The sequence below is a fragment of the Paenibacillus sp. NPDC056722 genome, from assembly GCF_042790635.1.
Classification (GTDB): Bacteria; Bacillota; Bacilli; order Paenibacillales; family Paenibacillaceae; genus Paenibacillus_AQ; species Paenibacillus_AQ agri.
Map to the genome: position 1 here is coordinate 87,927 of NZ_JBHTYV010000009.1, position 20,088 is coordinate 108,014.

At 44.6% G+C, this 20,088-nt stretch carries 16 protein-coding genes; 10 read left to right on the plus strand and 6 right to left on the minus strand.

Annotation, left to right across the window (positions count from 1 at the left end):
* Window positions 1-74 precede the first annotated feature (74 nt).
* Window positions 75-962: an MBL fold metallo-hydrolase gene (locus ACFRAM_RS20495; RefSeq protein WP_379467565.1), complete on the plus strand. Its 888-nt coding sequence runs from the start codon at window positions 75-77 to the stop codon at window positions 960-962.
* Window positions 963-1,178: 216 nt separating this feature from the next.
* Here ACFRAM_RS20495 and ACFRAM_RS20500 read toward each other — a convergent pair whose 3' ends face one another.
* Complete coding sequence (locus ACFRAM_RS20500) at window positions 1,179-2,375, minus strand: MFS transporter (protein WP_379467567.1); 1,197 nt, start codon at window positions 2,373-2,375, stop codon at window positions 1,179-1,181.
* A 197-nt stretch (window positions 2,376-2,572) separates the two neighbouring features.
* Here ACFRAM_RS20500 and ACFRAM_RS20505 point away from each other — a divergent pair, with 197 nt between their 5' ends.
* The 3 genes from ACFRAM_RS20505 (at window position 2,573) to ACFRAM_RS20515 (ending at window position 5,474) form a co-directional block, all read left to right on the plus strand.
* On the plus strand, window positions 2,573-3,316 hold the full coding sequence (locus tag ACFRAM_RS20505) for a FadR/GntR family transcriptional regulator (protein WP_379467569.1): 744 nt from the start codon (window positions 2,573-2,575) through the stop codon (window positions 3,314-3,316).
* 72 nt (window positions 3,317-3,388) lie between these two features.
* The gene (locus ACFRAM_RS20510; protein ID WP_379467571.1) at window positions 3,389-4,756 is read left to right on the plus strand and encodes a uracil-xanthine permease family protein; all 1,368 of its coding nucleotides are present in this window, start codon (window positions 3,389-3,391) and stop codon (window positions 4,754-4,756) included.
* Window positions 4,757-4,808: 52 nt separating this feature from the next.
* A complete protein-coding gene (locus tag ACFRAM_RS20515; RefSeq protein ID WP_379467573.1) occupies window positions 4,809-5,474 on the plus strand; it encodes an isochorismatase family protein in 666 nt (221 codons plus the stop codon).
* Between the two features lie 137 nt (window positions 5,475-5,611).
* On the opposite strand, the gene ACFRAM_RS20520 is transcribed toward ACFRAM_RS20515, so the two are convergent.
* Entirely contained in the window at window positions 5,612-6,142 is a 531-nt protein-coding gene (locus ACFRAM_RS20520) for a nuclear transport factor 2 family protein (RefSeq protein WP_379467575.1), read from the minus strand.
* Window positions 6,143-6,287: 145 nt separating this feature from the next.
* On the opposite strand from ACFRAM_RS20520, the gene ACFRAM_RS20525 reads away from it, so the two are divergent.
* The 3 genes from ACFRAM_RS20525 (at window position 6,288) to ACFRAM_RS20535 (ending at window position 8,825) form a co-directional block, all read left to right on the plus strand.
* Window positions 6,288-7,184: a helix-turn-helix domain-containing protein gene (locus ACFRAM_RS20525; RefSeq protein WP_379467577.1), complete on the plus strand. Its 897-nt coding sequence runs from the start codon at window positions 6,288-6,290 to the stop codon at window positions 7,182-7,184.
* Window positions 7,185-7,397: 213 nt separating this feature from the next.
* Window positions 7,398-8,381 (plus strand): helix-turn-helix domain-containing protein, encoded by a 984-nt coding sequence (locus ACFRAM_RS20530; protein WP_379467579.1) that lies wholly within the window; start codon window positions 7,398-7,400, stop codon window positions 8,379-8,381.
* A 45-nt stretch (window positions 8,382-8,426) separates the two neighbouring features.
* On the plus strand, window positions 8,427-8,825 hold the full coding sequence (locus tag ACFRAM_RS20535; protein WP_066379630.1) for a hypothetical protein: 399 nt from the start codon (window positions 8,427-8,429) through the stop codon (window positions 8,823-8,825).
* Window positions 8,826-8,917: 92 nt separating this feature from the next.
* On the opposite strand, the gene ACFRAM_RS20540 is transcribed toward ACFRAM_RS20535, so the two are convergent.
* On the minus strand, window positions 8,918-9,526 hold the full coding sequence (locus tag ACFRAM_RS20540; protein WP_379467581.1) for a nitroreductase family protein: 609 nt from the start codon (window positions 9,524-9,526) through the stop codon (window positions 8,918-8,920).
* 185 nt (window positions 9,527-9,711) lie between these two features.
* On the opposite strand from ACFRAM_RS20540, the gene ACFRAM_RS20545 reads away from it, so the two are divergent.
* Window positions 9,712-10,878, plus strand: coding sequence for a DUF4317 domain-containing protein (locus tag ACFRAM_RS20545; RefSeq protein WP_066379635.1), 1,167 nt, complete (start codon window positions 9,712-9,714; stop codon window positions 10,876-10,878).
* A 545-nt stretch (window positions 10,879-11,423) separates the two neighbouring features.
* On the opposite strand, the gene ACFRAM_RS20550 is transcribed toward ACFRAM_RS20545, so the two are convergent.
* From ACFRAM_RS20550 to ACFRAM_RS20560, 3 genes are read right to left on the minus strand one after another with little or no spacing between them, the layout of a single operon-like run.
* On the minus strand, window positions 11,424-12,935 hold the full coding sequence (locus ACFRAM_RS20550) for a sodium:solute symporter family protein (RefSeq protein ID WP_175371612.1): 1,512 nt from the start codon (window positions 12,933-12,935) through the stop codon (window positions 11,424-11,426).
* A gap of 43 nt (window positions 12,936-12,978) precedes the next feature.
* A complete protein-coding gene (locus ACFRAM_RS20555; protein WP_379467584.1) occupies window positions 12,979-13,731 on the minus strand; it encodes an SDR family NAD(P)-dependent oxidoreductase in 753 nt (250 codons plus the stop codon).
* 25 nt (window positions 13,732-13,756) lie between these two features.
* On the minus strand, window positions 13,757-15,484 hold the full coding sequence (locus ACFRAM_RS20560) for a methyl-accepting chemotaxis protein (protein ID WP_379467588.1): 1,728 nt from the start codon (window positions 15,482-15,484) through the stop codon (window positions 13,757-13,759).
* A 262-nt stretch (window positions 15,485-15,746) separates the two neighbouring features.
* Between ACFRAM_RS20560 and yaaA the strand changes: the two genes are divergently transcribed.
* Window positions 15,747-16,499, plus strand: coding sequence for a peroxide stress protein YaaA (gene yaaA / locus ACFRAM_RS20565; RefSeq protein ID WP_379467590.1), 753 nt, complete (start codon window positions 15,747-15,749; stop codon window positions 16,497-16,499).
* A 138-nt stretch (window positions 16,500-16,637) separates the two neighbouring features.
* Entirely contained in the window at window positions 16,638-20,003 is a 3,366-nt protein-coding gene (locus ACFRAM_RS20570; protein WP_379467592.1) for a HEAT repeat domain-containing protein, read from the plus strand.
* The last annotated feature ends 85 nt before the right edge of the window (window positions 20,004-20,088 follow it).

A 20,088-nucleotide genomic window follows, 5' to 3' on the forward strand; every position in this document is an offset into this window, starting at 1 on the left:
GATAAACAATAACGCAGACTGATATTATGACAAGTGTATTTTAAATAACAGTTGTTGTTTAAGGAGGAGTAAACATGAGTACGAATTATAAACCCCAAGCTCAAGTTCCTAGCGTTTTTCATAAAAAAATCGGTGGTATTATCGTTACGGTATTATCAGACGGAAATTTGGAATTACCGTTGGATGCTTTCTTCGAACTAGAAAAAGACGAACCCATTCAAATATTGAGAGAACACCTTCAAGCTGTGCCTCCATACATGAATACAAATGGATTTATTGTTAATAACAATGGGAATATTACTTTAGTGGATACTGGATTTGGATCTAGTTTTGGGCCAGGGGCAGGCCATCTAATCGATAATCTAATAGCTGCTGGCTACTCAACAAAGGATGTCGATACCGTACTTCTGACTCATATGCATCCGGATCATGTGAATGGTTTATTGTTGGCAGATGGAACGAGAGCGTTTCCTAACGCCAAAGTCATTGTACATGAGAAGGAATACGGATTTTGGATGAAGGACAATGTTGAGGATCATTTCCAGGACGATTTAGGAAAAATGAGTGTCCAAATGGCTCGATCAGCGCTCGCTCCGTATAAAGGTGATATTGTGACTTTTTCCGATTCCGTTGGTATTCCCGGGATAAGCCCAATAGAGGCCCATGGACACACGCCTGGCCATACCGCATATCTAATAGAATCTGAAGGAGATAGATTGTTAATTTGGGGGGATATCATTCAGAATGCGACCATCCAGATGTCACAGCCAGAATTGAAGTTTGCCATGGATATTGATGCTGACCAAGCGTCAAGAACACGCATTAAATTACTCGATTTTGCATCAGAGGAAAGAATCCGCGTAACAGGCATGCATATGGATTTCCCTGCTTTCGGGTACGTCAAAAAAGAAGGTAGTCGTTATACTTATGTACCAGAGCAATGGAGAGCTAATGACCTATGAGAAGAGTTAGAAGTTAATAACTGACAGTAGCAGTCAGAAGGCTGACGAAAGTATAGCTTCGCTCTAGGGAAAACTTATAGATTAGCGAAGGACCGCTCCGCTAAAACGCTGGACTTGGAATTTCGGCTCCAAGATGTAAAAACATTTTGCTTTTACTTAGTCCAAAATATAAACAGCCTGTTGAGTTTCCTCAACAGGCTGTTTGAGCAATATGTATCAAAGTTTATCGGTGGCTCCGGGTACTTTGATAAACATTGCCGTAATCAGTCCCAAACCCATCATAACGGCAAAGGTGAGAAAAGGGAGGGAGGCTATGCCAGACTTCAGCAGGCGTGCGGTTGCGAGTGGACTTACCCCGGCCCCGGCAAATAGAACAAAGGTATACATGGAAGTGGCGATGGCCCTGTTCCTGCTTCCTATTTCCCCAACCAAAGAGATGATGGCTGGTACAACCAGCGAGATGCCGCCTACAAAAACAACACTCATGAGCATATAGCTGCTTAGCTGTTGAACCAACCCCATGCTCGCTAAGCCCACGATGGCCAGTGTTAGGCCGATGCGCAGCGTCGGAAGTGTGCCCCATTTTCCAAATAGATTACCGGCAAAAGGGCAAATCAGCATACCAATGATGCCGAGTGCGCGCACACCGAATAATTGTATGCTGCTAAGCCCAAATGGTGCTTTCTCAAGAACAGTACCCAGCACGGTATACATCCCTACAAAACAGAACAGGATCAAAGCAGTAATTCCGTAGCACAGCAGCAAATTCGGGTTGGACCACACCTGTTTCCATTGTTTAGCATATGTCCGGGCATTCCAAGAGGGCCGATCCATTTTCTCTCTGGGCAGCAGGGTGATAATAAGCCCCAGGGTCAGCAGATAAGCGAAGCCCAGGACTACAAACACTTGATGCCAGCCCAGCAAATCCGTGAAAAAACTTCCCCATAGCTGTCCGACAATCCCGGCCATTAGAAATCCGGTGCTGACCACCCCGATGGCTGTCCCTCTTTTGGAAGAAGGAAAAACTTCACCAATGTAGGTTAAAGCTACGGGGGAGAACGCCGCAGCAGCGATCCCCTGCACGCACCTCAGGAAGATCAGAAGGTTGAAGCTGGAGATAAAGCCCACAGATAAAGTGGCCAAGGACAAAACAGCAAGCCCGATAGAAATCACTGCTTTTCTTCCTAACCAATCGGATATCGGACCGTGAATTAAGCAGCCAATTGCGTAAAAAAGAGAAAAGGAGCTTCCGAGTACAGCAGCCTTCTCGGACGACAGGTGAAAGCTCTGTGTAATAGTGGGAATCAGCGGTACGGATACATATAACGAAGAAAGAACAATCAACCCTGACCAGAATAGTAAGGCGATAAGCCGCGTGTAATTAGGCTCTCTGATGAGTAAGTTAGTATTCATAGAATCGGCCAGCTCTCCTTTGAAGGGGAAATCCATAAAACAGATCATTCAATAGATCATCTGATGTTTGATTTTGTCTAACATAACTTTTAGGAAGGTGATTTGTCAATAATATATGTAATGTAACATTACATAACTATGAAAAAATAGCTTGTTTTTTACGATATCACTCACTATAATGTGAACCATAAACCGAAATGAATGAAAATGTGTTAGGTAAAATAACATATACAAGAGGCGGTGGTCCTATTAGCACCTATGCAGGTTTTAAAACTGTTCAGCGTCGAAAGCTGGTGGATGAAGTGCTTGACCAGTTACAAATGCTGATTGGCACGGGAGAATATAAAAGCGGCGACAAGCTGCCGGCTGAACCCGAATTGATGCGGCTGCTCGGCGTTGGTCGATCCACCATTCGTGAAGCGGTCAAAATTTTGGTTCACGCCGGACTGCTGGAAGTCCGCCAGGGAGACGGGACGTATATCCGTTCTTCCTCGACAGTCATGAACGGGGTCCGGCAGACACTGGCTCCGCATAACTACGCTCAAATTCTCGAGGTGCGCCGAATCCTGGAAATTGAAGTGTCAGGTTTGGCTGCAGACCGAAGATCGGAGGAAGATCTTGTGCGGATGCGCCAATACCTGAACCAGAGAAACGAAGCTTTGGACAAGGGGCGGTATGCCGAATATGTAGAGGCTGATCTTTCTTTTCACATTGCCGTCGCTGAATCGTGCCACAACGAAGTGCTGCTGGAAATGTACAAGGTCGTGGCTGAAGGGCTCAAGGCGATGCTGAGTCAGCTAATTTTGGATACCCGCCATTATGAAGATAATACGGCCTATCACGAAGCGATTTTTGCAGCGATACAAGCGGGTGACAGTGCTGAAGCCAAACGGCAGACGATCTGTAATCTGGAGGCTGTGGCCCAAATTCGGATTTCCTAAGCTCTAAACATCAGATGATATGTTGAATAAGGATAACTTGTCCCGCCAACCACATCAAAGGAGTGAGAAAGTATGAGTCAACTTCACGAGGAGAACCAGGTTTTGCAGGTGGGCATTGAAGAAAAGCTTTCTTTCGGAGCCAATTTGACTTACGGGTTTCAGCATTTGCTTGCTTTAACAGGTATATTCCTGTTTCCGGTGTTAATTGGACAAGCGATGAAGCTCGAGGCCAGCACCATTGGTTATATGATTCAGGCCTGTTTTTTGACCACGGGGCTGGTTACCATTCTCCAGTCAGGTAAAATGCTGAAGCTCCCTGTCGTTCAAGGACCGACTGCCGCCTTTTTTGTAGCTGTATTATCTGCGGGTACTAGCGTAGGGTTGGGCACTGCGTTTGGCTCTATGGCAGTTGCGGGTGTGATTTTCATGCTGCTGACCATACCGATCCGCAAATTCGGATTGATCGGACATGTTAACAGGTTTATCTCACCACCGATTGTATATGGGACCCTGCTCATTATCATTGGCGCTCAGCTCGCGAACATCGGCCTGAAAAACTGGTTCGGCAGCGCCAATGAGGGAATTAACTTCGCCGCTGCTGGCGTTACCGTGATTTGCGTGCTTGTTCTGATGATTGTTGGCGGTAATACGTTGCTTCGCCGGGGTGCCCTGTTATGGGGGATTGTGATTGGTACCGTATTTTACTCGATTTTCGGAACGGCTAACTTCTCTGCAGTTGGATCAGCCGGTTGGTTCAGCCTGCCGTCGATCTTCCCCTTTGGTTTTGGTATCTCCATTCCTGTAGTGATTCTAATGCTCCTTGCCTTTCTTCAAGCTTCAGCTGAAGCCGTCGGCATGTATACGCTGCTTACCAAATGGGGCGGACAGACCATGGATTCCGAGCGCGTGAACCGTGGGTTGTTCGGCGAATTTCTCGGCTGTACGATAGGCGCTGTGTTTGGTGGGCTGGGTACAACTTCGTATCCGGAAAATATCGGGATTGTGCGGGTATCCGGCATCGGAAGCCGCTTCGTTACAATGACAGCAGGTGTTATGGCGATTATTCTCGGTCTGATTCCTAAGGTAGGGTTGTTCATCGCTTCTCTTCCAGGCCCGGTCCTTTCGGCAGCTTCAACGGTGTTGTTTGGCATTATCGCAGTCAGCGGTATTCAAATGGTCAGTAAGGTCGTTTGGGACGAATTGAATCTGGTTGTCGCCGGTTCTTCCTTCATTATCTCGCTGGGTACGATGTATCTGCCTGCAGAACTGACCTCAAAGCTGCCGCTAGCAGTTCAAAGCATTGTTACCCAGCCTATGCTGGTGGGGGTTGTCCTGCTCATCGGATTAAATACGGTGGTTAACATCTGGATCAGACCGTTAATGGAGCAACGATCCAGCGGGGTTAGAACGAAGACGGAAGTCCCGACAGAGGTTGCCTGACGACGGGTTGTCGTCTATAAATTCAATTTACCCAAGTAGAGGAGCTGAGCATATGAGCTTTAAAAATAAGGTGAGATGGGAGATCAATCCCACTAGAACTGCAGTGATCGTGGTCGATATGCAGAATGTATTTTGCCAGCCGGATGGCGCACTTTATGTTCCCCGCACCGACAATATTATTGGGAATATTCAGGAACTGACTGTAGCCGCTCGTGAGGCAGGGATACCGGTCATTTATCTTCGCCATATCGTACGGGGAGACGGCAGCGATACCGGTAGGATGAAGGATATGTATCCGAATGTGGATGAAATATTGAAAAGAGGCACGCATGGAGTGGAGATTATAGACGAACTGGAGCCGCTTCCTGGTGACATTATCGTGGATAAACTGTTCTACAGTGGCTTTCATGATACCGATCTGGATACTATTTTAAGAAAACATGATGTCGATACGCTTATTATCTGCGGTACAGTGACCAATGTGTGCTGCGAAACCACGGTTCGCGATGGGGCGCATCGGGAATACAAAATTATTTTTCTAAGCGATGGCAATGCAGCAATGGATTACCCGGATATGGGCTGGGGGGCCATTGTAGCCGAAGACATTCAGCGTGTAACGCTGACAGTGATTGCCTATGAGTTTGGACAAGTCTCGCCAACGGGTGAAATTATTCAAGAGATTCGGGAACGAGCCGGGCACTTGATTGCAGGGAAGTAAACCACTATAAATTAAAACACCTGTCAATACTGGGCAATAAGAGTCCGGTATTAACAGGTGTTTTTAGTTGTTGAGGATAAATCGAAGCGAAGTTACAAGTAAATTGAGACTCAGAGGAAAAGGGTCATGCGGGCGATTTAGCTATGTTGAGGTTTAGTTTCAACCCATGCAACCTTGAGATCTCTCTTTTTGAAGAACCAGGTATTGTTAATTTTGACGAACTCGTCGAAATATCTGATCGTTGCCACCATCAAATTTTTGTTATCTCCATCAACGGTTAAATGGTGAGCGAAACAATAGGTTGTCCCAGTTGCTGTATCACCAGACAAGTTAATCTTGCTTTGTCCATTAAAATGCATAGTGGAGGTATAGGTGTTCAGGTTGTCAAAAACAGGGAACAAATCTTGTCTACTATTAATGACTTGATCTGGTTCTGCCTGACGTTCATCCATAAATACTCTAAACAGCGTATCTTCAGTGAATAGAGCCATTTGACCTTCAGCATCTCTCGTGTCTGCACAAAATGCATAGGCATCAACAAGATCGCGGATGGCATCACGGTCAGCAATTTCTTCAAGGGATAGTTTTTTCACAGTTGTCATTTTTCCCACACCTTTTCCTTCATATTTGTGTATCTGTTCTTTCTGCATATATTTTGCTTGTTGCATAACTTCTATCCTTATAGTAACCGGGCTGAAGTTTTAAAGCTTTGTTGTACAGGTCATTTTTGTTGTCAATTCGGCTCATTCGAACGAGCATTGGATTGTCTTGCTGCCTTTGTGTTATCTTTTACTCAGATAAGGAGTGAGGTGAATGGGGTCAGTAATTAGAAAGGCTGTGAAAATGCCTCAGAGTATAGCTAGCGTTAGCATGTTGAAGTTAAAAGGATTATCGGTCATGGGAGCATGCGGCTATTCGGATATCAAGACCGGAAGGATGTATCTGCAGGACCATGTTTTATTGGTTGTTCTGGAAGGGGTCTACATCGTCAGATACGGTGAGCAGAAATATACGGTAAGGAAAAATGAAATGTTACTTTTGCATAAAGGCATCGCCGTTGAGTATGAGAAGTATGGGGAAGAGGATTCGAGGCATGTCTTGGATTATATGATGTTCTTTCTGAAAGATGAGTTGCTTCATGAGTTTATGAAAATATCCAGTTTTCCTTCTTCTGAGCCTGTATCACCTGCTCCGACTGCTGTTCATTCGGTGAATGAGCGCCTGCTAAGCTATGTTGCATCACTCAAACCCTATTTTGAAAAACCGGAGGCCATTCAAGACGAATTAATAAAACTGAAAATGCTGGAGCTTCTATTTGATATATTGGATGCGGACAAAGGGTTATTGAACCAAATTCTGCAGCTCAGGCAGCAACGTCCTACAAGCATTGTAGAGGTGGTGGAAAAAAATCTGCTTAACCCGGTATCGCTTCAGGATCTGGCTTATCTCTCTGGCAGGAGCTTATCGACCTTCAAACGAGAATTTCGGAAGATCTATAATGAGCCTGCCATTCAATGGATTCGTAACCGCAAGTTAGAGAAAGCCAAGGAGCTATTAACCCATTCGGGAATATCCATAACGGAGGTCTGTTACGCCACAGGCTTCGAGAACGTCTCGCACTTCTCAAAAGTCTGGAAGAAGAAGTACGGAATTCCTCCATCCGCCATGAGACAGCGTAACGTTGCCGGAGTTTCTATTGCTGAGGGATAATGTGATATTAGGCACGGAATGGTACTTCCGTGTCTTTTTGCTATTCTATAATGGATTCGAACTTAACTACGCTCTGGCGTGAATTGAAAGAATAATGGCGTGAAATGTCGTTAAAATCGTGTGACCTAAAGGATATAATGTTTAACATAAGGGAAGTTGAATATATAGACGCAATCATGACTAATTGTATCTTTGAAATAGTAGGAGGGATATATGTCTAATAGTAGAGTTGTAATAGATAGGAGATTTGATGATTTAATCGAGAAAATTGGAATATCAACTATAGAGGCCCTGAAAAAATCCGACTTGCCTGAAGATTTATTTACTCGTCCAATATCTTCATTAACAGCTATCGAATATATAAGATTCATGGAAGCACTTAAAGAACTGTCCATTGATGAGTGCGCTCCAATAAAGATTGGTACATTAGAAAGTATAGAAACATTTTCTCCACCTGTTTTTGCAGCTTATTGCAGTAAGAATGCATTAACTTGTATGAAAAGAATAGCAACATATAAAAAACTTACAGGCCCGTTAGTATTTCTAATTAACGAAAATAGAGATTACATAACTTTAGAGATCGTTTTTGAGAATGAAGAACATGAAATACCAGAGTTTTTAACTGCATTAGAAATGGTGTTTTTAGTACAGCTTATGAGAAATGCTACAAAAACTCATATTATACCGATAGAAGTGATGACAAAGCATAAGATAGATCATGATGATTATGAGAAGTTTTTTGGCGTAAGACCTAAAATAGGACCAAGAAACGTACTGACTATATCAAAGCAAGATGCACTTTGTCCTTTTATAAGCCAGAATGATGCCATGTGGGAGTATTTCGAACCAGAATTAAGAAGACGGCTTAATGAATTAGACGTAGATGACACTTATGCAGCTAGAGTTAGAAGTGCACTCACAGAGCTTTTACCGGCAGGAGAAGGAAGTATAGATAATGTATCATCAAAATTAGGCTGCAGCAAAAGAACGCTTCAAAGAAAATTAAATGAAGAAAATACTACATTTCAGAAGCAGTTAAACCATACTAGAGAACTACTGGCAAGGCATTATTTAAAAAATTCGGGGATGTTATCTGATGAGATAGCTTATCTCTTAGGATATCAAGATTTAAATTCATTTGTAAGAGCATTTCATATGTGGACAGGTATGACGATAAGTGAATATAAAAGACAATAAATATATATAGTTTATTTAGAATAATTGAAAAAGGATGAGGTCTCTATGTATACATTTGATAATCAATTACCCAAAACAACTACCTATTGGAAAGAAGGAGGGATTTTTTATATTAAACATGCAAGCTTTCGTGTAACCATTGAGGAAGCATATGCTATTGCGGAATTGTTAAAAGCATCTGTTAAGGATCAAGACACAAAGGCAATTGTGATAGATAACCGTGAAGCAAGTGGGGTTTGGACACCAGAAGTTAATAAAGTTTGGGATGATACAACGGTTGGAATTAGTGATGAAATACCAAAGAAGTTTATTACATTAACGAATAGTGTTACAGCTGCAATGCAGATTAATCGTATTTCTAGAAGAACTGGTAATGAAAATAGGTCTAAAGCGTTTTACAGTGATTTTAATGACGAGGTAAAAGCATTTATAAACGCAGAGTAGAAATCCCAACCTGAGATTTACGCATCCTTACATATACGCAAAAATAAACGGTCTTCATCCTTGATGGATAAAGACCGTTTTTAGGTGGAAAATTATTTATAGCTTCCCTCGAAAACTACTTCGCTAAGCAATTTTCGGCCACTTGGAACCTCTCTCTCCTGAATCGGAGCAGGCAAACTACTCTTATCTCCTTGATAGCCAATGGCAATGACGGCATGGAGATCGTACTGTTCAGGCAAGTTCAAGGCTGCTTTAGCTTGCTGGCGGTCGAATCCGCCAATGGCATGGGTTGCAAGTCCTTTCAGCGTTGCTTCCAGTGCCAAATAGCCCCAAGCAGTTCCTGCATCAAATGCATGTGCTCCATTAGGATCGCCGTTCTCACGTTTGGTATCGGAAGCTACGAGAACGAGCACTGGCGCTGTGGACGCCCAAAGCTGGTTGAACTCGCCCAGAAACTGATGAAATACAGCCAATTGTTCCTCCGTTTTAGCCACTACAAACCGCCATGGCTGATCGTTATATGAGGAAGGTGCCCAATGAGCGGCCCCCAAAATCGCATTCAAATCTTCTTCGGATACTTTACGATTGTCAAATGCGCGGGGGGACCAGCGGTTCAGAAACAATGACGATACACCGTTCTCATCATTGCGGTAAGGCTGAACCTCTGCCGAAATCTCTTCTAAAATACGAGTTGAGCTCATTTAAAACACACCTTTCCTATGCGTATTGTTTGATTTTGTTTTATTGTATCATGTTAAGATAGGCAAGGCAAAAGATTTCTATGCATGGCCTAAAGCCCTTCTAAGTTCGTCTTATATAGCGAAGGTTTGTTATATCATTTATACTGATAAGGCCAATTTAATTCGTAGGAGTTGTTTAACGAATCATGATAAAGAAAGAAGTCGCGCATATACGCAAGCAGTTTAAGTTGGATCACGATTTGCTGAATATTTACGACATTCTCAACGTGTATATTATGAAGGAAAGCAACGAGATCTATCACTGGGAGCGCCAGCCGTTTGGACTGGTGGACAGAGAGAAGCAGGAGCTGTATATGGGCAACTTCAAAAAACTGCTGACCGGCGAATTGGATCAGAAGTTGTTCGAGTTGAAGTTTCAAGCGGAAGCCGAGGAGCCGACGCAGGTAATGCTTCACCAAGCGTTAGTGACAGGTGATCCGGATGAATGGCAGGACTTGATGCTGCTGTTGGTAGATAGAATGATGGCGGATACCCATTATGAACGGGATACGGTGGTTACTTTCGTTCGCGGACAGTATTACCGGCCGACCAAAGAAAGAAACGATGAAGCTGAGGAAAGCGAGAAGAACGAGATGTTCGCGCATCCGTTCATTTTATGTAGCGTGAATTCCACGGAGAAGCAACGGAAAGCTCTCTTATTTGATTATGTGGAGAAGGAATATAAATACAATGTCATTGTAGATCCGATCGTCAAGTTAAGTACGCCGGAGCAGGGCTTCTTTTACCCGAGCGTGACGGACAATTATTCCGATGTGAACCGTATTCTGTATTGCACGGGAAAATCGAACTTTCCAGATCCGCATTTCATCGAGCAGGTCTTGAATGCCGAAAGATCCGTGACGGCACTGGAAGAGAGAGCTATTTTTGAAGACATCGTGAAGGAAGTGGCGGGGGAACAAATTGATGCAACCACCCTCGCACAGGTGTATGAGGAAATCTATCAGGTCATCGAAACTAACGAAGACCAGGAAGAGCCTCCACGGCTCGATTATAAAGATCTGGAACGCGTGCTGACGGTAAGCGGCGTAGAGAATGTGACTTCAGAGAAAGTGGAACGGGCGTTTGAAACGATCGTCGACAATAAGCATTATGAGATGAAGGCGAGCAGCGTGATGCCGAAATTCACTACCAAATCGATTAAGATCGATACAAAGGTAGCCACGATTTCGATCAGTCCACAGGATTTAAAGTACGTGAAGCAGGTGAATTATCAAGGGAGACGCTGCATCTTGATTGAGGTTGACGAAGATGCCGTGATTGAAGGGTTTACGCTCACTACAGAGACGCTGTAAGTTTTGTCGTCAAGGAATGGAGGGGAGAGCTGAGGAAGCGAAGCGCTTGTCTGAAAGCTTTCGGTAGGGAGGTTTGCCCCCATAAGCTGAACTGTCTCCGGATTTGAAGAGCAGGTGTGATTCGGTGAAGTCAGGGCTTTAGAGGCAAATCTAGTTCCTCCTCTCCTCTTTCCTCGTCTTCTTAAACGTGAAAAAGGGCTCAACTTTCCAACTAACAGCATTTTTGTATCTTATATTTATTAGATTGAGGTAAATAATAGAAATAACAGCATTATTGTATGTTAATTTAGGGAAAATCACACTTAAAGGCGTATTGTGGAACATTTAAGGTACAAAATTGTCCTTAGTTACCATTATCTCTTAATTGTTGAGCGTTTAAGATACAAAAATGTCGTTAATTACACTTCAGGAGTCTTTACTAAAAGAGATCACATATCTCGGATCAATAGGAATTAGATTCATCATAAAAGAAGGGCTGTCACCGGATCTTGAAGATTCGGTAACAGCCCTTTTTAGCTGAATTGAACTATGATAACAGGTTTCTGCTAAGCCTTAGCGTGAGTGCTAAAACCGGAATTAATGTCATCTGTACCACTCACTTCATCCAGTGAAGCGTCCTTCTGTTTGTTGAACATTTCGAGGACAGCAGGCGTCGCCGGGAAGATGAAGCTGAACAATACAATGGTAATGCCCGACAGAACCACACCGGAAATGCCCGGCATCATCCAGAGTTCGGTCACCAGACCAAAGAATCCAGTGGATTCGGTAGTCCATCCCGGTACCCCGGTGAAGGAAGTGATGATGTAGTAGAGCAGACCGACGGTGATGCTGGCCCACACGGCAATGGTGGAGACTCTCCGCCAGAATGGACCTAGAACGAGCGGCCAGAAGACCGTGACGAAGATGATATCCCATGCGAGGTAAGCCAGATCAATGATCTGCTGAAAGTTAATCGCCAGGATGAAGCCGATAACGGCACTAACCGCAATTCCGATCCGTGAGACACGAAGCAGCTTCTTTGGTTCAGGGTTTGTATTGATGAAATCCAGATAAATGTTCTTAGTGAACACCCCGGAGGAAGCGACGAAGCAGGCGGCTAGCGTCGACATTCCCATGGCGGCCAGCGCAGTCAGGAAGATCGCGGAGACTAGCGGCGGGAAGTAACCTTGGGCGAAGGCCAGCATGAGGTTCTCCGGATTTTGGCTGCCTGGGTAAATAAATTTATAAGCTTCACCTAGCATGCCAGGAATCCAGCTAATTAGAATTACAATGACACCGGAGATAATCATCCCCCGCTGGGCAATCTTCGGATTCTTGGCTCCCGCTACCCGCTGCCCTAAGTCAGCTGCAGGAATATCACCGAAGGCCAGCACTAGATACAAGCTCCAGAATGTAGCGCCGCCTTTATTGAATAGTGTACTTACGTTCCACCAATCGGGATGGAAGATGTTGTCGTGGTACGAGTAAATGACTGCAACGGTAATCCCCAGGATTCCCACAATGGAGAGAAGGCCTTGGATGACTTCCGTATAAGCAACAGCCCATAGTCCGCCAATGATGGAATATAGCGCCGTCAGAAGCACGAACAACAGTGCAGCCGGGATAAAAGGAAGATCGAAGATCGCTTGGATGATGTAGGTTCCTCCGACCGTCAAAGCCCCCGCATTAAAGAAGCCGAAAGCGACGGTCATTACAGTTCCTGAGTAAGCACCTAGCTTCTTGCTGGCATAGCGCAGGCCGTAATAGTCGGCAATGGTCCAGCCCTTCAATCTGCGCAGAGGCCGGGTCCAGATGAACGCACCCAGTACCATACATGTTCCAAGTCCGGCCATCGTTGCTGTTCCTTCAAAGCCGCCGGTGGTATAACCGGACCCGATAGCGGCGAAGAAGAATGGTGCGGCCAGCATGGCAGCCAGGAGACTGCCGGCTACGACGTAGAGCGGCATGCTCCAACCCGCTACGAGCAGGTCTTCTGCGGTTTTGATTTTTTGGTACCCTTTGAAGCCAATGTAATAAATAAACACCAAGTAAATGAGAAATACAATTATAGCTGTCATGTGTTGCTCCTCCAGTGATTACCGATGAGATGACTTGAGAAAATTAGTTCATAACACTGCCGCCATTGGCACCGAGCACTTGCCCTGTGTAGAAATTGGCATCATCGGAAGCCAGGAACAGAACGGACTTGGCGATTTCCTGCGGCTGTGCCAGACGCTTCAGCGGGTATTTCGCCGCTTCTTCCTCTTCGTAGCCTTCACCGAAGTCAGCTAAGATGTCGGTCAGTGTTCCGCCTGGAGCTACTGAGTTCACGTTAATGTGCGGGGCAAGTTCCCGTGCCAAAGCTTTGGTGAAAGAAGTGATTCCGCCTTTGGCCGCAGAATAATGCGTGAATTCTTCACAACCGAGACTCGCTAAGTCTGAGGAGATATTAATGATTTTGCCGGCTTGGTTATCCCACATGCGGCGGGCAGCTTCCCTTGCATTATAGAAAGTTCCATATAGATGTACTTTGATCATCCGGTCCCACTGCTCATCGGTCATGTCACGGACCGTTACGGCCTGGGCAATCCCCGCATTGTTCACGAGGATATGGAGTGTTCCGAATAGCCGGTCGAATGCCTCGAACATCTCACGTACCTGGGTGGAATCACTGACATCCGCGTGGTGAATCTCGGCCTTAACTCCATATGACTCGGCTTCTTTCTTCACTTCAAGTGCTTCCTGATCATCGCCAATATAATTGATCATCACGTTCGTTCCGGCCTTGGCGAATTCGAGCGCCACTGCTTTTCCAATTCCTTTGCTTGCGCCTGTAATCAGCGCTTGCTTTCCTTTTAGCCCTGCATAACTCATCTATGATCGCTCCTGTCTACTAAAATTAAACTTTGAATTGTTGAATTAATTCCTGAAGTGACTGCGAAGTAAGGCTTAAGGATTCGGTAGCTTGGGCTACTTCCTGGATGAATTGCAGCTGAAGCTCGGAGGAGCTGGAGACTTGGTCGGAGCTCTTGGCAATCTCACCCGAGACATTTCTAAGCTCTGTCATCGAAGCCGTAACCTCTTCAGAAGAGGCGGAAATTTGCTGGGAAGACGCAGAGATTTCTTGCATTTGCATAGATACATTCTTGGTCGATTCGAGAATCTGATTGAAGGACTGAGATGCTTCTTTCATCAGTTCAAGGCCTCTATGAACTTCCTCTTGTCCCTCTTGGGCTATGATCTGGGACTGAGTGGTGCTCTGTGTAATACTTCCCAAATGTTCAGCAATTGTATTTGCAGAGCGGCCTGTTCTTTCAGCGAGCTTTCTGATTTCAGTAGCAACGACTGCAAATCCCCTGCCATGTTCACCCGCACGCGCAGCTTCAATAGAAGCATTGAGCGACAGCAGGTTCGTCTGTTCTGCCACATCGGTAATGAGATTTGTCATTTCATTAATCTCAATAATTTGGGAATTGAGTACTTGAATCACATCGGCAATACGGGTAACGGATTCTGTAATATTATTCATCTGATTCTGCAATCTATCTAAGGAGTCATATCCGTTTTGAGCACTAGCAGCCATTTGTTCAGATTCCTCTGAAGCAGAAGAGGTGGATTCAGCAATACGCTGGATGCCGATCGCGGTCTCCTCCAGTACAGTTACAGTTTCTTCGGTAATTTTAGAATTCATGAGAGTCTTCTCAGCGATTTCTGTCATATCACTGTTCACTTTTACAGAGTAGGATTCAGTTTCCTGGGAACTAGCAGTGAGCTGCTGAGAGGAGGTAGCTACATGCTCTGAAGAGTCCTGGATATTCAAGATCAGAGTACGCAGGCTATGTTGCATTTTGACAATCGCCGTATTAAGCTGGCCGATCTCATCATTTGAATCGTAGCTTAGCGGACTGCTGCTTAGGTCTCCTTCGGCGATACGGTTAGACACATTTACAATAGATTTCAACGGTTTGAGTATCTTATTGATAGCGGCATAGATTACAAGAGCTATAATGATCAGACCAATAATTGTAATTAATAGCTGTTGGTTCCGAGCCTGGTTGGATAACTGATTTATGTAGTCGGCAGAATAGTCTATACCGATTACAGCAATAACTTTTCCATCCTGCTTAATAGGAGAGAATACGGTTCTCCATGTGCCGAACGGATCTTTGAATATATCAGTGACTTCGGATTTTCCGGTAGAGTATACCTTTTTAGCAGCATCTAAGTGGATGGGAGCAAGGTCGGCGAACAAAGCACCTGGCTTATAGATATCATTCAAATTGGAAGTGTACGCTTGAGTGGTCACTTGATCATTCTTTAAGCTCCAAATATAACTCCAGCTCATTACACCTTGATCTTTCTGTATTTGGTCAAGCTGTTTCTGTAGACTTGTGAAGTCAGGATTTCCTTCTCCGTTCTTGCTGAGTAGCTGACTAACCTGATCCGGATTAACCTGCATGCTAGTCAAAGTACCTACACTAAGAAGCTCACTTTTCAAGTCATTCGAAAGGTTGGTTTTAAGAATGTTCAAACTGAAATAGGTGACTCCGGCAAAAATTAAGACAACCATGACAATTACAATCATGGATACCTTATACTTTAAAGATAAATTTCTAACTTTTTCCACGATTTCCTCTCCTTTTAAATGATTTCTCTCTCTTATGTATCGTTTCTCTTTTTAGTTATCGACATTAATCTTCCTAATAATTAGAAAGGTAGGTCTAAAGGTTGAAAATATCCCAGTATTCTTCTTGGAAGGAGAAAAAAATAAGTATATTTAAAATCTCCCTTACTGAACACAACTTGCAGCTCTCAATATGCCTACGAAGATTAAGTATGATACGATAAGATATATTTAAATTCCCCGTGGGGTAAGAAAAGGGAGCATCATGAGAATTATTATTTCGCCTGCCAAGAAGATGAAGAGGGACACGGATTTCTTGGATTGCCGCCAGATGCCGCAATTCATAAGCGGGTCACAGACTCTTCTGGCCTTATTACAAAAATTGAATTATGAAGAAGCCAAATCACTATGGAAATGCAATGATGCCATCGCCACGCTGAATGTGGAGCGGATTCGGGATATGGATGTAACACAGAATCTGACACCGGCTATCTTTTCTTATGAGGGTATCCAGTACCAGTACATGGCACCTGGGGTACTTCAAATGGAGGAGCTCGAATATCTTCAGCAGCATTTACGAATATTGTCCGGGTTCTATGGGATTGTCCGGCCATTTGACGGGGTTGTACCGTACAGGCTGGAGATGCAGGCTAAGCTTAGCGGACCTGGTTTCAGCTCGATCTACGAGTTCTGGAACAGGAAGCTGGCGGATCAGTTATTTTCGGAGAGTGACATTATTCTGAATCTGGCCTCTAAGGAATACAGCAAGTGCATCTCCCCGTATGTTGGCGGAAACGTTCGAATGATTAGCTGTGTATTCGGGCAGGAAATTGGCGGTAAGGTGGTTGAGAGAGCGACTCTGGTCAAGATGGCTAGAGGTGAAATGGTACGCTTCATGGCCGAGCGCCAAATCACCTGTGTGGAGGATATCAAAGGCTTCGACGGGTTTGATTTCAGCTTTGATGATAAGCTGTCGGATGAGAATACGTATGTGTTTATACAAAAAAAGAATGAATAGAGTAAGTAGTACATTAAAGGTAATCTTGAAGGCGGCTCTACAACCAGCTTCAGGGTTACCTTTATTTATAAAGGAAATGTATGGCAGAATAGAGAATAAAGTGTGGATGGAATAAGAACAGGCGTATTAGGAGGACTTATGATTTTTAAAAGAGATCCATTGGACAAACAGAGCTTACTTAAAGAATTGGATTCACTAGGCTATTCCGACAGACTTAAAAAAGTAGCGAAATTAGGCCGTGATCATCTTGGATCTGCCCAGTACTCCCAATTACTGTCCTCTTTGCTGGAGGATGGTGTTTATGAAGCACGTCTAGCGTTAATCGGTGCCATTGCAACACAGGATACCGCTATTGTTCTATCAGGATTGCGTCATCCCATGGCAAGTATCAGGAATACTGCTGCGGGTCTTTTGGCAAAAGTGGCTTCAGATGCTGATATTGAACGTGAGCTTCCCCATTTGTCGCATGATTGCCGCCGCAAGCTGCTGCACAGTATTTCACAGATTAACCGTCAGGAATTGGCGGAACGCTTATTGCCTGTAGTGTACGCCCGTTGGGGCGCGGAGGAGGCAGCAATTGTTCTGCAGGCCTGTAATACGGAAACGGTTAGTAAATGGCTTGCTGATATTGGATATGCCATAAAAGACTGGAAGAAATTATCCAGCAGGCATCTTGACGTAGTTGCGGAATACTTTGTAACCTCTCTAGAAAGTACGCCACCGAGGGAAAAGGGAGCTGTCTGGTGGAGGTTCTCATCTGCTATGGAGCTCCTATGCAATCTGAAGGCGGATTTGGTATTGGGTTGTGCGATGAAGCATGGACCCGTGGGCAGCATACATCCTGCGTTAAAAGAACAACTTGGCACGCTCGTACGCCAAAATCCTAACGAGGTGTATCAGTTGCTGATTCAGACGGAGTCGCGGAGTGATCTGACTACTTATGGTGTTCCTGAAGGGGTTCTAAAAAGAAAAAAATATTTATCCATTGATCAATGGATCGCGATAGCGAAATTACTCGCAGATCACCCTATGCATTTAGCGAATCTGCTTCGTAATATGGCACCTTCTAACCGCAAAGTCATTTTTGATGCCGTATATGAGGAAGATAAACGCCAAGAGCGTATTTTTCCGGAAAGCTTACTCTACGTATTACCACATGCCTTGCGTGACAAGGAAGCCACCCGAATGCTGGGCCTTCGTGAAATCAAGGATGACCCGGATCGAACAATCAGAATTACGGCTTGCCGATCCATTGCTCATTCAAGAGTGGGGCTTGAACAAGCAACACGGGTATCCAGCGCAGATCAACGCGGCACGGCGCTTATGCAGTTGATCAGAAGTACAGTTCTATCGAGACAGGGTATGAATGAGACTTTGGTGTACCTGGGCCGGATTCGAAATGAGCAGGACCCTGTTCGGGGATATGTGTTTAAAGAGCTTTCGGAAAGTCCTGCGTCTGTGTTCACGGATGACCATGTCCAAGAGCTTACTTTGCTAGTTGATAGTGTTATAGATGCCAGAGATACTTCCTATGGTACGAAGTTTTCCGTTCAACAACTGGCCTTTGCTATTCTGCGGCATAACATGATGCATCCTCACAGTGAGCTGTTTAAGTTCTCTATGAATACGATCCAGAAACTGGCCAAGCAGAATGGGCAGCTTTCACTTCCATCACTCGAGAAGAATTTCCCCCGGGGAGTAGAAGAGATTATCTTCGAAGAAATGTATACATTAGCTGTACAAGCCATCGGGAGAGAAGACTACAATCTGGTGCTTAGCCTGGCTAGCTCATTCGGTAAAAGAGGCTATGGCATCATAAAACTTCAGAATCTGTTAAAGGAAGCAACGAGAGCAAAGGCAGATTCTACAGCTATACAAGCGGCCAGACATTGGCTTGCGCCACATATAACGCGTGATGCCAGAGTTAAGGAATTATTGGCTTTGGATAAATCGTATATTACGATCCATGAAGTGTTTCAGCATCTGCATCTGAAGCGTCAAGAATGGCTCGATCCTTTTATTTCGGGGGCTGTTATTAAGGGCAAGTTCCTATCAGGTAAAACGATCTATCCTGTACCGGCTACGGACGGATTCTACAGGTGGCTGCCGCGTCAGCAACAAGCATTAAGCTCCTTATTAGAAAAAATAGCATTCGATGCCAAGCGCAACCTTTGGGAGCGTGCACGAGTGATTAAGATCATGGCAAGGATGCCGGATCTTGTCCCGGATAGGTTACTTGAGCTTGTACAGGATAAGGAAATAACTGTAGTAGAGGCTACGCTTCATGCCCTTTCACTCATGGAAGAACCGGAGAAGGCACTTCCCATTCTAATGGAGAATCTGGATGGGGATCGGGCCCGTGTGGCCATGTACTCGATACCTAGATGCATCCGCAGAGTGAATCCGGTGTTGCTGGTTTCTATGCTTAGGGAGCTGTTAGACCGGGACAAGCTGAAAATCACAGTAAGAAAAGAGGCCGTCCGGTTACTGGGAGCATATAGAAGCGAGGATAGCATTCCGCTATTGATGAACGAGTTCGAGAAACCAAACGCACACAAGGATGTAATCATAGCCATAGGGCATGCTGCGAAACAGCTTTTAGATGATGAACGTGCTTGGGATATTTTAAGCGCAATGGCTTCTTCATCGGAAAGTGACATCGCAGGAAGTTTATTATCTCAACAGCCTAATGCTATTCCGCTAGACTATAGACCGCGCTATCTAGGGTTAATCATTGAAATTGCAAAGAACCAAGATGCGTTTATTAGCAGATATGCTTTCTTTTCTATGATGCGGTGGACAAATGGAAATGAAGGGGTTATTGCAGCTGCCACTGCTCGGGCTATTGCGGATTTAGAAGACAGCACCCGATGGGAATTTGCTATGAACACGCTGATAGAAACATGCCGCGATGGTGAGGTCAATGAGGTTGTAATCGATGTTTGTCAGAGACTGGCAGGTATGGCGATAAATAATGAATGGAATGCAACTACCAGAAGAGATTTGCCTCATCGGCAGCGTCTCTTGAAATTGGTTGATCAGTTGAACGCTTTACCAAAAATCACACGAATGCACTTGATACCTTTGTATACGGGTCTGATTGACTGTCTGGCACCTGATGAGACTTTACAGCAAGCTGTGATGAAATTGTATATAGCAGTAATAGACTGGAATAAGGCGGAGGAATCGGCAGCTTATCTGAATCGGATGATTAACTGTATCTCAGATCAGCCCCAGCTATTAAGCGATGCCTATAAGCAGGTCGCTCATAATTTAGAAGACAGTGTAGGGTACTGGAGTCCGGAGACTTTATTGGAAATTGTAGATGTGCTAGGGTCTGAAGGTAGTTACGAATCTCAGTATATTGGACTTTCGTTGCTTGAAGTTGCCGGAAGTGCGCTATTATGGAGTTCAGAGCCTGCAGAGCGTTTGAGGTTGTACAGAAATCACCCGAACATCGCGGTTCGCTCACTTGCGCTAAATGTTTGGACGGCGATAGATTGACCATCGAGAATGGAACTATATTTTTTCAGGAAAATAGCACAAAAAAGCTCAGGCTGCAAATTAAGCCTGAGCTTTTTTGGTGCTT

Coding starts and splice junctions, on each gene's coding strand:
- ACFRAM_RS20495 (WP_379467565.1), top strand. CDS start 75: ATGAGTACGAATTATAAACCCCAAGCTCAAGTTCCTAGCGTTTTTCAT.
- ACFRAM_RS20500 (WP_379467567.1), bottom strand. CDS start 2,375: ATGAATACTAACTTACTCATCAGAGAGCCTAATTACACGCGGCTTATC.
- ACFRAM_RS20505 (WP_379467569.1), top strand. CDS start 2,573: ATGAATGAAAATGTGTTAGGTAAAATAACATATACAAGAGGCGGTGGT.
- ACFRAM_RS20510 (WP_379467571.1), top strand. CDS start 3,389: ATGAGTCAACTTCACGAGGAGAACCAGGTTTTGCAGGTGGGCATTGAA.
- ACFRAM_RS20515 (WP_379467573.1), top strand. CDS start 4,809: ATGAGCTTTAAAAATAAGGTGAGATGGGAGATCAATCCCACTAGAACT.
- ACFRAM_RS20520 (WP_379467575.1), bottom strand. CDS start 6,142: ATGCAACAAGCAAAATATATGCAGAAAGAACAGATACACAAATATGAA.
- ACFRAM_RS20525 (WP_379467577.1), top strand. CDS start 6,288: ATGGGGTCAGTAATTAGAAAGGCTGTGAAAATGCCTCAGAGTATAGCT.
- ACFRAM_RS20530 (WP_379467579.1), top strand. CDS start 7,398: ATGTCTAATAGTAGAGTTGTAATAGATAGGAGATTTGATGATTTAATC.
- ACFRAM_RS20535 (WP_066379630.1), top strand. CDS start 8,427: ATGTATACATTTGATAATCAATTACCCAAAACAACTACCTATTGGAAA.
- ACFRAM_RS20540 (WP_379467581.1), bottom strand. CDS start 9,526: ATGAGCTCAACTCGTATTTTAGAAGAGATTTCGGCAGAGGTTCAGCCT.
- ACFRAM_RS20545 (WP_066379635.1), top strand. CDS start 9,712: ATGATAAAGAAAGAAGTCGCGCATATACGCAAGCAGTTTAAGTTGGAT.
- ACFRAM_RS20550 (WP_175371612.1), bottom strand. CDS start 12,935: ATGACAGCTATAATTGTATTTCTCATTTACTTGGTGTTTATTTATTAC.
- ACFRAM_RS20555 (WP_379467584.1), bottom strand. CDS start 13,731: ATGAGTTATGCAGGGCTAAAAGGAAAGCAAGCGCTGATTACAGGCGCA.
- yaaA (WP_379467590.1), top strand. CDS start 15,747: ATGAGAATTATTATTTCGCCTGCCAAGAAGATGAAGAGGGACACGGAT.
- ACFRAM_RS20570 (WP_379467592.1), top strand. CDS start 16,638: ATGATTTTTAAAAGAGATCCATTGGACAAACAGAGCTTACTTAAAGAA.